Raw genomic sequence first — 14,749 nt, 5'->3', positions numbered from 1 at the left:
AGTGAAAAGGGGCATCTATAGGATGCCCTTTTTATACTTAAAATTATTCGAGTTATATAGACTAACTATATGACCCGATGGATTGTGAGTATATGCGTTGTAAAATTAAGAACCTATCTCATCAATAGTTGTTCTAATTATTGGTGAGATAGGCTCTGATGCAACGAAATAACGGCTGTATCACCAGCTTTATGCAGTTATATGAGATTTATTAAGGTTTTGCTCAGAAGATATGGTATATTTTACCGCTGCCACATTAAGAAATTCATTTTCATAATATCGTGGCGAAAAATTTGCTGAGCATGCCAGTAATGACCTGCGGAAAGTAGATAGGGCGCAATTGTCTTTTTGCTCGCTGACGACACTTTTACTTTTGCAGGTATTGTCAACGATACTCCCTGTTTGACTTAGCAAGCTCGGCGGGTACATAAGGGATATGTTGGCATATTCTATTGGTTCGGTCTGTTTGCTTTACCGTTTTGTAGGCTAACAGGCTTTATACATACTTCATGGTAACAGGTTGAATTATGAGTGCGAATAGCGAAGCTCAAGGAAGTGGACGCAGTGTAGACGTCTTTAAGTGGGTGGTGGTAGCTGTCCTACTACTGATTGCTATAGCTGGCAACTATTACTTCCGTCAATATAACCTCGCGCTGCGTGCTTTTGCTGTTGTGGCTATTGTCGCCATTGCAGGTGCTGTCGCTTTGTGGACCGTAAAGGGGAAACAAGCACTATCGTTTGCGCGTGAAGCTCGCATTGAGATGCGAAAAGTGATTTGGCCAACTCGCCAAGAAGCATTACAAACGACTTTGATTGTTGCTGCAGTAACGGCTGTTATGTCATTAATACTGTGGGGATTAGATGGTATCCTAGTGCGTTTAGTTTCGATTATTACAAGCCTGAGGTTATTCTAAATGTCAGATTCACCTAAAAAGCGCTGGTATGTTATTCAGGCTTTCTCTGGTTTTGAAGGCCGTGTAGCGCAATCACTACGTGAACATATCAAATTGCATGGTATGGAAGACTCTTTCGGCGAAGTCATGGTTCCAACCGAAGAAGTTGTTGAGATCCGTAGTGGTCAGCGTCGCAAAAGCGAACGTAAGTTTTTTCCAGGCTATGTATTAGTTCAAATGGTTATGAATGATGATTCATGGCACTTAGTACGTAGTGTACCGCGTGTGATGGGCTTCATCGGTGGAACGTCGGATCGTCCAGCACCAATTAGTGATAAAGAAGTCGATGCGATTATGAATCGCCTACAGCAAGTTGGCGACAAACCACGTCCTAAGACATTGTTTGAGCCAGGTGAAATGGTGCGTGTTAGCGAAGGTCCATTCGCTGACTTTAACGGTGTGGTTGAAGAAATCGACTATGAAAAGAGCCGCTTGAAGGTCTCTGTTTCTATTTTCGGTCGTGCAACGCCTGTCGAATTAGATTTCAGCCAAGTCGAAAAAGTCTAACTTTTTACGGCAAAAACTGGCTTGCAAAAGGTGTGAAATTTGACTACAATTTCGCGCCTTTTGTTTTTTACGCTTTGCATTATTTGGTTAACAAATTGCGGGGCGTGTTAATTAACGGGGAGCCTAAAATTAGGCGCTATCACCCATCTAGAGGAAATATACATGGCTAAGAAAGTACAAGCCTACGTTAAGCTGCAAGTTGCGGCTGGTATGGCTAACCCAAGCCCACCGGTTGGTCCAGCGCTGGGTCAACAAGGTGTGAACATCATGGAATTCTGTAAAGCGTTTAACGCAAAAACAGACAGCCTGGAAAAAGGTTTGCCAATTCCTGTTGTTATCACTGTTTACGCAGACCGTTCTTTCACTTTCGTTACCAAAACTCCACCGGCTGCAATTCTGCTGAAAAAAGCGGCTGGCGTTAAGTCTGGTTCTGGTAAGCCGAACAAAGAGAAAGTTGGTAAAGTAACCTCTGCTCAGATTCGCGAAATCGCTGAAACTAAAGCTGCGGACATGACTGGTGCTGATGTTGACGCTATGATGCGTTCAATCGAAGGTACTGCTCGTTCCATGGGCCTGGTTGTGGAGGACTAATCAATGGCTAAACTGAATAAGCGCATGCGCAATATCCGTGAAAAAGTTGATTCAACTAAACAGTATGACATCAACGAAGCCGTTGCTCTGCTGAAAGAATTAGCGACTGCTAAATTCGTAGAAAGCGTTGACGTTGCTGTTAACCTCGGCATCGACGCTCGTAAATCTGATCAGAACGTACGTGGTGCAACTGTACTGCCACACGGTACTGGCCGTTCAGTTCGCGTTGCAGTCTTTACTCAAGGTGCAAACGCTGAAGCAGCTAAAGCTGCTGGTGCTGAGCTGGTTGGTATGGACGATCTGGCTGATAAAATTAAAGCTGGTGAGATGGATTTCGACGTTGTTATTGCTTCTCCAGATGCAATGCGCGTTGTTGGCCAATTAGGTCAAATCCTGGGTCCACGTGGTCTGATGCCAAACCCGAAAGTGGGTACTGTAACACCTAACGTTGCTGAAGCAGTTCAAAATGCTAAAGCAGGTCAGGTTCGTTACCGTAACGACAAAAACGGTATCATTCACACCACTATCGGTAAAGTTGACTTTGATGCTGACAAACTGAAAGAAAACCTAGAAGCACTGCTGATTGCGCTGAAAAAAGCAAAACCAGCTTCTGCTAAAGGCGTGTACATCAAGAAAGTTAGCCTGTCTACTACGATGGGTGCAGGTGTTGCTATCGACCAAGCTGGTCTGTCAGCAGCAGTTTAATACTAATACTTTTAGTAATTAAACTTTACCTTTGCGTCAGATTTGTATAAAATCTGACGCCTTGAGTTTGCTAGTACTATTTTAGTATTAGTAAACCGCGAATTTCGGTATGGAGTCTGGCCTTTCCAGACCCCGTCCAAGACCGCAGGTGTAGCAATACTTAATCTACCTGCGTAGACGGTGACAGAGATACCAAGAATTTTATTCTGGCTTCTGCTCACCGTGTTTTAGCGCTCAACACATGTCGTGTTTGGGTGATGTGAGTCCCCGGGGTTTCCCGGTTAATCCAGGAGCAAGAAGCTAATGGCACTAAATCTTCAAGACAAACAAGCGATTGTTGCTGAAGTCAGCGAAGTAGCCAAAGGCGCGCTTTCTGCAGTTGTTGCTGATTCACGCGGCGTAACTGTAGCAAAAATGACTGAACTGCGTAAAGCAGGTCGCGAAGCTGGCGTTTACATCCGTGTTGTTCGTAACACGCTGATCCGTCGTGCTGTTGAAGGTACTTCTTACGAAGTCCTGAAAGACGCGTTTGTTGGTCCAACCTTGATTGCTTTCTCTAACGAACACCCGGGCGCTGCTGCTCGTCTGTTCAAAGAGTTCGCGAAAGCGAATCCAGCATTTGAGATTAAAGCTGCGGCCTTTGAAGGTGAGTTAATCCAAGCGAAAGATATCGATCGTCTGGCAACACTCCCAACTTACGAAGAAGCAATCGCACGCCTGATGGCAACCATGAAAGAAGCCGCTGCAGGCAAACTGGTTCGCACTCTGGCTGCTCTGCGCGATCAGAAAGAAGCTGCATAAGCCCTTTCCTTCGTTGCTTTTTAACGTATAAACTATTTCTGAATTTTAGGAACACTTGTTATGTCTATCACTAAAGACCAAATCCTTGACGCAGTTGCTGAAATGTCTGTAATGGACGTTGTTGAACTGATCACTATGATGGAAGAAAAATTCGGCGTTTCTGCTGCTGCAGCTGTTGCTGTTGCTCCAGGTGCTGCTGCTGAAGCTGCTGAAGAAAAAACTGAGTTCGACGTTGTTCTGGCTTCTGTTGGCGGTAACAAAGTTGCTGTTATCAAAGCAGTTCGCGGTGCGACCGGTCTGGGTCTGAAAGAAGCTAAAGATATGGTAGAATCTGCGCCAGCAACTATTAAAGAAGGTGCTAGCAAAGACGAAGCTGAAGCTCTGAAAAAATCTCTTGAAGAAGCAGGCGCTTCTGTTGAGCTTAAATAAGTTCAGTCTTCAGTTTGCAGCCTAACTTAAAGGCTGATGGCTGGTGATTTTTTAATCACCAGCCTTTTTGCGCTGTAAAGCGTGATTGGGTGTTAACAGCTTTTTCACGCAATTTTGATGTTAACAAACCCTCCAATACTTCTTTCTATTGACGACTTAATATACTGTGTTCTCAGCTACGACCCGCTCGGGTAGCTCGGTAGTCAGAGTGGCACAATGAAATGATTTAAGAGTAATAGCAATGAGTATTACGGAAAGTGTTCATTTTCCATTTCAAAAAATAGCGTTATCGATGCTGTCCTTATGGACGGACAGAGTGGGTCACTGATCAGCGAGCTGAGGAACCCTATGGTTTACTCCTATACCGAGAAAAAACGTATTCGTAAGGATTTTGGTAAACGTCCACAAGTGTTGGATGTACCTTATCTCCTTTCTATCCAACTTGACTCGTTCCAGAAGTTTATCGAGCAAGATCCTGATGGTCAGAACGGGCTGGAAGCAGCTTTCCGTTCTGTGTTTCCTATTCAGAGCTACAGCGGTAATGCTGAACTGCAATATGTCAGCTATCGTCTAGGTGAGCCTGTTTTTGATGTTAAAGAATGTCAAATCCGTGGCGTCACATACTCTGCACCACTGCGTGTTAAGCTGCGCCTCATTGTTTATGAGCGTGAAGCACCAGAAGGCACTGTAAAAGACATCAAAGAACAAGAAGTCTACATGGGTGAAATTCCACTCATGACCGAAAACGGAACCTTCGTTATCAACGGTACTGAGCGTGTTATCGTTTCTCAGTTACACCGTAGCCCTGGTGTGTTCTTCGACAGCGACAAAGGTAAAACACACTCCTCAGGTAAAGTCCTGTACAACGCGCGTATTATCCCTTACCGCGGTTCATGGCTTGATTTCGAATTCGATCCGAAAGATAACCTGTTTGTACGTATCGACCGTCGCCGTAAATTACCTGCGACCATTATTCTACGTGCAATGGATTACAGCACCGAAGACATTCTGAACTTGTTCTTCGACAAAACTGTATTCCAAATCCGTGATAACAAGCTGATGATGACGCTGGTTCCTGAGCGTCTACGTGGTGAAACTGCTTCATTTGATATTGAAGCAAACGGCAAAGTCTATGTTGAAAAAGGCCGTCGTATCACTGCACGTCATATCCGCTTGCTAGAAAAAGAAGAAGTCAACAGCATTGAAGTGCCTGTTGAATATATCGCGGGTAAAGTAGTCGCAAGAGATTACATTGATGAAAGTACTGGCGAGCTGATTTGTGCAGCTAACATGGAACTTTCATTAGATATGTTGGCACGTCTGAGCCAAGCGGGTCATAAAACAATTGAAACATTGTTTACCAACGACTTAGACCACGGTGCTTACATTTCTGAAACCCTGCGTGTCGATCCAACAAATGACCGCCTGAGCGCGCTGGTAGAAATCTACCGTATGATGCGCCCTGGTGAGCCACCAACACGTGAAGCGGCTGAAAACCTGTTCGATAACCTGTTCTTCTCAGAAGATCGTTACGACTTGTCTGCGGTAGGTCGCATGAAGTTCAACCGTTCACTGGGCCGCGATGAAATCGAAGGTTCTGGTATCCTGAGTGAAGAAGACATCATTGATGTTATGCGTAAGCTCATCGATATCCGTAACGGTAAAGGCGAAGTCGACGATATTGACCACTTAGGTAACCGTCGTATTCGTTCTGTTGGTGAAATGGCAGAAAACCAGTTCCGTGTCGGTCTGGTCCGTGTTGAGCGTGCAGTGAAAGAGCGTCTTTCTCTGGGCGACCTCGATGCATTGATGCCACAAGATATGATCAACGCGAAGCCAATTTCTGCGGCAGTGAAAGAGTTCTTTGGTTCCAGCCAATTGTCTCAATTTATGGATCAAAACAACCCACTGTCAGAAATCACACACAAACGTCGTATCTCAGCGTTAGGCCCAGGCGGTCTGACTCGTGAGCGTGCGGGCTTTGAAGTACGTGACGTTCACCCAACTCACTACGGTCGTGTTTGTCCAATCGAAACCCCTGAAGGTCCGAACATCGGTCTGATTAACTCATTGTCTGTTTATGCACAGACTAACGAGTATGGTTTCCTAGAAACACCTTACCGTTTAGTGCGCGATGGTATCGTTACTGACGAAATTCACTATCTGTCAGCAATTGAAGAAGGAAACTTCATCATTGCTCAGGCAAACACCGTATTGGCGGAAGATGGTAGCTTCGTTGAAGAACTGATCACTTGTCGTAACCGTGGTGAATCAAGCTTGTTCAGCCGCGATCAAGTTGAATATATGGACGTTTCGACGCAACAGGTTGTTTCTGTTGGTGCGTCACTGATCCCATTCCTTGAACACGATGATGCTAACCGTGCATTGATGGGTGCGAACATGCAACGTCAAGCGGTTCCAACTTTACGCGCTGATAAACCATTAGTGGGTACAGGTATGGAACGTGCGGTTGCTGTTGACTCCGGTGTAACAGCAGTTGCAAAACGCGGTGGTACAGTTCAGTACGTTGATGCTTCTCGTATCGTTATTAAAGTTAATGAAGATGAGATGTATCCGGGTGAAGCTGGAATCGATATTTATAACCTAACCAAATATACCCGTTCTAACCAGAACACCTGTATTAACCAGATGCCTTGTGTATCTTTAGGTGAACCAGTTGAACGTGGTGACGTGTTAGCTGATGGTCCTTCAACTGACCTAGGTGAATTGGCACTTGGCCAAAACATGCGCGTGGCATTCATGCCATGGAATGGTTATAACTTCGAGGACTCCATCCTCGTTTCTGAGCGTGTTGTTCAAGAAGACCGTTTTACAACCATCCATATTCAGGAACTCTCTTGTGTGTCTCGTGACACCAAACTGGGGCCTGAAGAAATTACTGCTGATATTCCTAACGTCGGTGAAGCGGCACTCTCTAAACTCGATGAGTCTGGTATCGTGTACATCGGTGCTGAAGTTAAAGGCGGCGATATCCTAGTTGGTAAAGTGACGCCGAAAGGCGAAACCCAACTGACACCAGAAGAGAAATTGCTACGTGCAATCTTTGGTGAAAAAGCGTCTGACGTTAAAGACTCTTCTCTACGCGTTCCTAACGGTGTTTCTGGTACGGTTATTGACGTACAAGTATTTACCCGTGATGGCGTAGAAAAAGACAAGCGTGCGCTGGAAATCGAAGAAACACAATTACGTGATGCTAAGAAAGACTTAACTGAAGAGTTACGTATTTTCGAAGCCGGTATATTTGCTCGTATCCGTTCTGTATTGATCAGTGGCGGAATTGAAGCAGAGAAACTGGACAAACTGCCTCGCGATCGCTGGTTAGAGCTGTCTCTGGCTGATGAAGAGAAACAGAACCAGTTAGAGCAACTTGCTGAGCAGTACGATGAGCTGAAATCTGAGTTTGAGAAAAAACTCGATGCTAAGCGTCGTAAGATCACCCAAGGTGATGATCTGGCTCCAGGCGTACTGAAAATTGTTAAGGTTTATCTGGCTGTTAAACGTCAGATCCAACCGGGTGATAAAATGGCGGGTCGCCATGGTAACAAGGGTGTTATCTCAAAAATCAACCCAGTTGAAGACATGCCTTACGATGAAAACGGTAACCCTGTAGACATCGTTCTGAACCCACTGGGCGTACCTTCACGTATGAACATCGGTCAGATTCTGGAAACCCACTTGGGTATGGCTGCGAAAGGTATTGGTGACAAAATTAATGCTATGCTTAAACAGCAGCAAGAAGTTGCCAAACTGCGTGAGTTTATCCAGAAAGCCTATGACCTTGGTGATGACCCACGTCAAAAAGTGGATCTGAATACTTTCTCTGATGAAGAAGTATTGCGTCTGGCTGAGAACCTGAAAAAAGGTATGCCAATCGCAACGCCAGTGTTTGATGGTGCGAAAGAAATTGAAATTAAAGAACTGTTGAAACTGGGTGGTCTGCCAACTTCTGGTCAGATTACATTGTTCGACGGCCGTACTGGTGAGAAGTTTGAGCGTCAAGTAACTGTTGGTTACATGTACATGCTGAAACTGAACCACTTGGTTGACGATAAAATGCACGCCCGTTCTACTGGTTCTTACAGCTTGGTTACTCAGCAACCGCTGGGTGGTAAAGCTCAGTTCGGTGGTCAGCGTTTCGGGGAGATGGAAGTGTGGGCACTGGAAGCATACGGTGCAGCCTATACACTCCAAGAGATGTTGACTGTTAAGTCGGATGACGTTAACGGCCGTACGAAGATGTATAAAAACATCGTCGATGGCAGCCATCAGATGGAACCTGGTATGCCGGAATCCTTCAACGTATTGTTGAAAGAAATCCGTTCACTGGGTATCAACATCGAACTGGAAGACGAGTAATTCGTTTGTACCGGAAGGCTAATTTTAGTCTTCCGGCCAGTATAAGTACTGGGATTAGGGGAGAGGCAGGGGCCTCTCACCTGACAGGTCTAACTCCGACAGGAGCCATTTTGTGAAAGACTTAATTAAGTTTCTGAAAGCGCAAACCAAGACCGAAGAGTTTGATGCGATCAAAATTGCTCTGGCATCACCTGATATGATCCGTTCATGGTCATTCGGTGAAGTGAAAAAGCCAGAAACCATTAACTACCGTACGTTCAAACCTGAGCGTGACGGCCTTTTCTGTGCGCGTATTTTCGGGCCAGTAAAAGACTACGAATGTCTGTGCGGTAAGTACAAACGTTTAAAACACCGCGGTGTGATTTGTGAGAAGTGTGGCGTTGAAGTCACCCAGACTAAAGTTCGTCGTGAGCGCATGGGGCATATTGAACTTGCTTCTCCGACAGCACACATCTGGTTCTTAAAATCACTGCCATCCCGTATCGGTTTGTTACTTGATATGCCTCTGCGTGATATCGAGCGTGTTCTGTATTTTGAATCTTATGTCGTTGTTGAAGGCGGTATGACTAGCCTTGAACGTGGACAGATCCTGACAGAAGAACAATACCTCGATGCGCTGGAAGAGTTCGGTGACGAATTTGACGCGAAAATGGGTGCGGAAGCAATCCAAGGTCTGCTGAAAAACCTCGATCTTGAGAACGAGTGTGAAACACTACGCGAAGAGTTGAATGAAACTAACTCTGAAACTAAGCGTAAGAAGCTGACTAAGCGCATTAAACTATTAGAAGCGTTCATTCAATCTGGCAACAAACCAGAGTGGATGATCCTGAACGTTCTACCTGTGTTACCACCTGATCTACGTCCATTAGTTCCTCTGGATGGTGGCCGTTTCGCAACGTCAGATCTGAACGATCTGTATCGTCGCGTGATCAACCGTAACAACCGTCTGAAACGTCTTCTGGATCTGGCTGCGCCAGACATCATCGTACGTAACGAAAAACGTATGCTGCAAGAAGCGGTTGACGCACTGTTAGATAACGGTCGTCGTGGTCGTGCAATTACAGGCTCTAACAAACGTCCTCTGAAATCTTTGGCTGATATGATCAAAGGTAAACAAGGTCGTTTCCGTCAGAACTTGCTAGGTAAGCGTGTTGACTACTCAGGTCGTTCGGTTATTACAGTAGGTCCATACCTGCGTCTGCATCAGTGTGGTCTGCCTAAGAAAATGGCTCTTGAGCTATTCAAACCATTTATTTATGGCAAATTAGAACTACGTGGTCTGGCAACAACCATTAAAGCAGCGAAGAAAATGGTTGAGCGCGAAGAAGCGGTAGTTTGGGATATCTTGGATGAAGTTATCCGTGAACACCCAGTCATGCTGAACCGTGCACCAACACTTCACCGTCTGGGTATCCAAGCGTTCGAACCAATTCTGATCGAAGGTAAAGCTATCCAATTGCACCCACTCGTTTGTGCGGCATATAACGCCGACTTCGATGGTGACCAAATGGCGGTACACGTTCCTCTAACTCTGGAAGCTCAGTTAGAAGCACGTGCGTTGATGATGTCAACCAACAACATTCTGTCACCAGCAAGTGGTGAGCCTATCATCGTTCCTTCACAGGACGTTGTATTGGGTCTCTACTATATGACTCGTGACTGCGTAAACGCGAAAGGCGAAGGCATGGTTCTGGCCGGCCCGAAAGAAGCTGAGCGTGTTTACCGTTCAGGTCATGCATCACTGCATGCCCGCGTTAAAGTCCGTATCACTGAAGAAGTGAAAGACGGTGAAGGTAACATTACGATTAACACCAGTATGGTTGATACTACTGTTGGTCGTGCAATTTTGTGGATGATCGTACCAAAAGGCTTGCCTTATTCGCTGGTTAACCAAGCGCTAGGTAAGAAAGCGATCTCCAAAATGCTGAACACCTGTTACCGTGTACTGGGTCTGAAACCAACGGTTATTTTTGCTGACCAAATCATGTATACCGGTTTTGCCTACGCGGCACGCTCTGGTGCATCTGTTGGTATCGACGATATGGTTATTCCTGAGAAAAAAGCAGGGATCATCGCCGAAGCAGAAGCGGAAGTTGCAGAAATTCAGGAACAGTTCCAGTCTGGTCTGGTGACAGCAGGCGAACGTTACAACAAAGTTATCGATATCTGGGCTGCGGCAAACGAACGTGTTGCTAAAGCGATGATGGAAAACCTGTCAACTGAAACAGTTATTAACCGTGACGGTGAAGAAGAACAACAGGTTTCTTTCAACAGTATCTTTATGATGGCCGACTCCGGTGCTCGTGGTTCTGCCGCTCAGATCCGTCAGCTTGCGGGTATGCGTGGTCTGATGGCTAAGCCAGATGGCTCAATCATCGAAACACCAATCACGGCGAACTTCCGTGAAGGTCTGAACGTTCTCCAGTACTTTATTTCTACGCACGGTGCTCGTAAAGGTCTTGCGGATACCGCATTGAAAACAGCGAACTCCGGTTATCTGACTCGTCGTCTCGTTGACGTTGCTCAGGACTTGGTTGTGACTGAAGACGATTGTGGTACTCACGAAGGTATCCTGATGACTCCGGTTATCGAGGGTGGCGATGTTAAAGAACCACTGCGTGAGCGTGTATTGGGTCGTGTGACTGCGGAAGACATCCTGATCCCAGGTACCGCGGACATTCTGGTTCCTCGTAATACGTTGCTACACGAAAAATGGTGTGACCTGTTAGAAGAAAACTCTGTTGACAGCGTTAAAGTCCGTTCAGTCGTTAGCTGTGAAACTGACTTCGGTGTGTGTGCTCACTGTTATGGTCGTGACCTGGCTCGTGGTCATATCATCAACAAAGGTGAAGCTATCGGGGTTATCGCGGCACAGTCAATCGGTGAACCAGGTACACAGTTGACGATGCGTACGTTCCACATCGGTGGTGCGGCATCTCGTGCGGCAGCAGAATCTAGCATCCAAGTTCGTAATCCAGGTACGCTGAAACTGGTTAACGCGAAATTTGTGACTAACTCAGAAGGCAAACTGGTTATTACTTCACGTAATACCGAATTACGCCTGATTGATGAGTTCGGTCGTACTAAAGAGAGCTACAAAGTTCCTTACGGTGCGCACCTGACTAAAGGTGACGGTGAAGCAGTTAACGGTGGCGAAACTGTTGCTAACTGGGATCCACATACCATGCCAGTTGTCAGTGAAGTATCCGGTATTATCCGCTTCTCTGACATGATTGATGGTCAAACAATGACTCGTCAGACTGATGAATTAACCGGTCTGTCTTCAATCGTTGTTCTGGATACTGCGGAACGTACTAGTGGTGGTAAAGACCTGCGTCCTGCATTGCGTGTTGTTGATGCAAATGGTAACGATGTGCTTATTCCTAACACAGACATGCCTGCTCAGTACTTCTTACCGGGTAAAGCAATTGTTCAGTTAGATGATGGCATCGCTATCAACGTGGGTGATACTTTAGCGCGTATTCCACAAGAATCTGTGGGGACTAAAGATATCACGGGTGGTCTACCACGCGTTGCTGACCTGTTTGAAGCACGTCGTCCGAAAGAGCCTGCAATCTTGGCTGAGATCAGCGGTATTGTTTCCTTCGGTAAAGAAACCAAAGGTAAACGTCGTCTGGTGATCACACCGATGGATGGTTCTGATCCGTATGAAGAGATGATCCCTAAATGGCGTCAGCTCAACGTGTTTGAAGGTGAGATCGTAGAGCGCGGTGACGTGATCTCCGATGGCCCAGAGTCTCCACACGATATCTTGCGTCTGCGTGGTGTTCATGCGGTTACGCGTTATATCACGAACGAGGTTCAGGAAGTTTACCGCTTACAAGGCGTTAAGATTAACGATAAACACATCGAAGTTATCGTTCGTCAGATGCTGCGTAAAGTGACTATCTCTGACGCGGGAAGCTCTGAATTCCTTGAAGGTGAGCAGGTTGAGTACTCACGTGTTAAAGTTTCTAACCGTAAACTTGAGCAGGATGGTAAGATCCCAGCTAAGTTCGAACGTGACCTGTTGGGTATCACGAAGGCATCTCTGGCAACAGAATCCTTCATCTCAGCAGCATCGTTCCAAGAAACCACACGCGTACTGACAGAAGCTGCCGTTGCAGGTAAACGTGACGAGCTTCGCGGTCTGAAAGAGAACGTTATTGTGGGTCGTCTGATCCCAGCAGGTACTGGTTTTGCGTATCATCAAGACCGTATCCGTCGCCGTCATCTGAATGATGTTGTGGAAGCGCCACAAGTCAGCGCAGATGAAGCTACGGCTAACCTGGCTGAACTGTTAAATGCAGGGTTCAGCAGCGATAACAATTAAGGCTTATAAGCCTGATTGAAACACAATAATAAAACCGGCGCTTCAATAGCGCCGGTTTTTTTGTAGGTATAAATCAGCAATATAAAATGTCCGTTTTGCCACTAACCCTTATTGGCAGTGATAATGTGAATATGCGGACACGCGAGATAATTGGCTAACTCTGGAAAATAATTATTTGGGGAAGAAATTAAAGGCTCTTTTTTAATTTCATGAAATCCTGCATTCGATCGTAGGTATTTCTAGATATGGCCAACGCCATATCTCTTCATAAATATCGGGTAATGTATCAAAAGAAGAATACTGCAAATTATGTTTGATGGTGTCATTCTCAATGGAAGGCATAACACGATATTTTCGAGTCACCATGTCATGTCCTTAAGTAGAAAAGAATATACATAGTCATTAATATCACAAATATAAATAGCGATAGGATATATGTTTATTTATTAGCTTTTATTATAAAGTGATTAATGTGAACTTATCGCTATGACATTAAATAAATATGAAGAGTAGGTTTAAAAGTTAATTTGCAAATTTAATAAAATAGGTCATGAAAGAAAAATACTATCTCCCTAACTCAAAATTAAATAAATTTAACCATTAATTTTAGAGCATTGTTAGCGACTGCCCTTTCAATATAATCGATAAATATCCAAGTAATAGGCCAAAAATAATAATTAGAAATTTAATTTAAACACGACTAGACTGTTAACCATCGATAATAATAAATAATGGGGTCTTCAGTGCAGAAAAATATAATCAAAAAAAGTAGCTTTATTTCGGGCTTCCAATGGTTTTTCTTTATTTTTTGCAATACCGTTGTTATTCCACCTACACTGCAATCTGCCTTTCATTTATCGGCTGAAACCACATTTGTTATCACCCAATACGCTTTTTTGCTTATTGCATTAGCCTGTTTGCTACAAGCTTTTTTAGGGCACAAACGTGCACTGATGGAAGGTTCGACCGGTTTATGGTGGGCAACAATCTTAACCGTGACGCTATCAGAGTCGATGCAAGGAACCTCTTTAGCAATTATTGGTTGGAGTCTCGCCGTCGGTATTTTTTTATCAGGTATTGTTACTATATTAATAGGGCTAACAGGACTAGGTAACTGGCTCTCTGGCTTATTTAAACCGGGTGTCTTAGTCGTATTTATGTTTTTACTTGGCGCTCAGTTAGTCTCAATTTTCCTAAAAGGGATGTTAGGGCTACCCTTTGGGGTTTCAGATCCTAGCGTTACCGTTAATTATCCAGTTTTCTTTCTTGCCTTTGCAGTGCTGATTTTTGTTATCGCTATGATTGTCTTTCTACCCCCGAGTATTAGCACATACGCTTTACTCTGTGGAACTGTTCTAGGCTGGGGGGCTTACAGCCTGCTATTTCATGGACAAATCTCCACAGTTTCAGAGGCTAAATGGCTACTCTTTCCATTAGGACGGGCAGATGATATTCAACCAAGCATTGTGATCACTGCGATACTGGCAGGTATTTTGAATACCTCAAACACTTTTGGTGCGATACGAGGCAGTGATGTTTTTTATCCGCAAAAAGAGTCGACAAAATCTATTTATCGGCGGAGTTTTGTGACGTCAGGTGTTTTAACTTTATTTTCAGCACCATTAGGTGTTGTGCCGTTTTCACCGTTTGTCTCATCCATTGGTTTGATTACACAGACCAAGGATACTTCGCGGGTCTCTTTTACGATTGGGAGTTTACTGCTGTTATTCGTTGGTGCAGTTGCCGTATTGACCCAGTTTTTTCGTTCATTACCGTTAGCGATTGGTAGCGCGGTGATGTTGGCAACTTATTTGCCATTATTATTCTCTTCTTTTTCATTTCTAGCCGAAATTAAACTGAACGCCCGCAATATTTATCGTTTAGCACTACCATTATTTATCGGTATTTTTTTAATGTCAGCCCCCGATGCTGTCATGGATTCATTACCAATGATGTTTAGTTCATTATTAGGGAATGGTTTGTTAATGGGGATCATTTTGTCGTTGATCCTCGAAAACAGTATTAAGTGGGATAAGATTCATTAACGAATACA

General features: G+C 44.7%; 9 protein-coding genes. All 9 read left to right on the top strand.

Annotated elements, in window-relative coordinates; genetic code table 11:
- Window positions 1–527: 527 nt before the first annotated feature.
- The 9 genes from secE (at window position 528) to PSF11_RS20015 (ending at window position 14,741) form a co-directional block, all read left to right on the top strand.
- Window positions 528–914 (top strand): preprotein translocase subunit SecE, encoded by a 387-nt coding sequence (gene secE / locus PSF11_RS20055; RefSeq protein ID WP_004924767.1) that lies wholly within the window; start codon window positions 528–530, stop codon window positions 912–914.
- Window positions 915–1,460 (top strand): transcription termination/antitermination protein NusG, encoded by a 546-nt coding sequence (gene nusG / locus PSF11_RS20050; protein ID WP_004924769.1) that lies wholly within the window; start codon window positions 915–917, stop codon window positions 1,458–1,460.
- A gap of 162 nt (window positions 1,461–1,622) precedes the next feature.
- Entirely contained in the window at window positions 1,623–2,051 is a 429-nt protein-coding gene (gene rplK / locus PSF11_RS20045) for a 50S ribosomal protein L11 (RefSeq protein WP_004924771.1), read from the top strand.
- A gap of 3 nt (window positions 2,052–2,054) precedes the next feature.
- Window positions 2,055–2,756: a 50S ribosomal protein L1 gene (rplA, locus tag PSF11_RS20040; protein WP_004924773.1), complete on the top strand. Its 702-nt coding sequence runs from the start codon at window positions 2,055–2,057 to the stop codon at window positions 2,754–2,756.
- A gap of 303 nt (window positions 2,757–3,059) precedes the next feature.
- On the top strand, window positions 3,060–3,557 hold the full coding sequence (rplJ, locus tag PSF11_RS20035; RefSeq protein ID WP_004924776.1) for a 50S ribosomal protein L10: 498 nt from the start codon (window positions 3,060–3,062) through the stop codon (window positions 3,555–3,557).
- 60 nt (window positions 3,558–3,617) lie between these two features.
- A complete protein-coding gene (rplL, locus tag PSF11_RS20030; protein WP_004924778.1) occupies window positions 3,618–3,986 on the top strand; it encodes a 50S ribosomal protein L7/L12 in 369 nt (122 codons plus the stop codon).
- Window positions 3,987–4,334: 348 nt separating this feature from the next.
- Entirely contained in the window at window positions 4,335–8,363 is a 4,029-nt protein-coding gene (gene rpoB, locus PSF11_RS20025) for a DNA-directed RNA polymerase subunit beta (RefSeq protein ID WP_014656956.1), read from the top strand.
- A gap of 112 nt (window positions 8,364–8,475) precedes the next feature.
- Window positions 8,476–12,696, top strand: a complete 4,221-nt coding sequence (gene rpoC / locus PSF11_RS20020; RefSeq protein WP_004924780.1) for a DNA-directed RNA polymerase subunit beta' — start codon at window positions 8,476–8,478, stop codon at window positions 12,694–12,696.
- 731 nt (window positions 12,697–13,427) lie between these two features.
- Window positions 13,428–14,741, top strand: coding sequence for a uracil/xanthine transporter (locus PSF11_RS20015; RefSeq protein WP_060561190.1), 1,314 nt, complete (start codon window positions 13,428–13,430; stop codon window positions 14,739–14,741).
- Window positions 14,742–14,749: the final 8 nt, after the last annotated feature.

This window comes from Providencia sp. PROV119, assembly GCF_028482435.1.
GTDB lineage: Bacteria > Pseudomonadota > Gammaproteobacteria > Enterobacterales > Enterobacteriaceae > Providencia > Providencia stuartii.
Note: the sequence above shows the minus strand (reverse complement) of the source record. Positions and strands in the feature narration are given on the sequence as shown.

Bases quoted from the DNA above. Each gene is read 5' to 3' on its own strand.
- secE (WP_004924767.1), top strand. From the start codon at position 528: ATGAGTGCGAATAGCGAAGCTCAAGGAAGTGGACGCAGTGTAGACGTC.
- nusG (WP_004924769.1), top strand. From the start codon at position 915: ATGTCAGATTCACCTAAAAAGCGCTGGTATGTTATTCAGGCTTTCTCT.
- rplK (WP_004924771.1), top strand. From the start codon at position 1,623: ATGGCTAAGAAAGTACAAGCCTACGTTAAGCTGCAAGTTGCGGCTGGT.
- rplA (WP_004924773.1), top strand. From the start codon at position 2,055: ATGGCTAAACTGAATAAGCGCATGCGCAATATCCGTGAAAAAGTTGAT.
- rplJ (WP_004924776.1), top strand. From the start codon at position 3,060: ATGGCACTAAATCTTCAAGACAAACAAGCGATTGTTGCTGAAGTCAGC.
- rplL (WP_004924778.1), top strand. From the start codon at position 3,618: ATGTCTATCACTAAAGACCAAATCCTTGACGCAGTTGCTGAAATGTCT.
- rpoB (WP_014656956.1), top strand. From the start codon at position 4,335: ATGGTTTACTCCTATACCGAGAAAAAACGTATTCGTAAGGATTTTGGT.
- PSF11_RS20015 (WP_060561190.1), top strand. From the start codon at position 13,428: ATGGGGTCTTCAGTGCAGAAAAATATAATCAAAAAAAGTAGCTTTATT.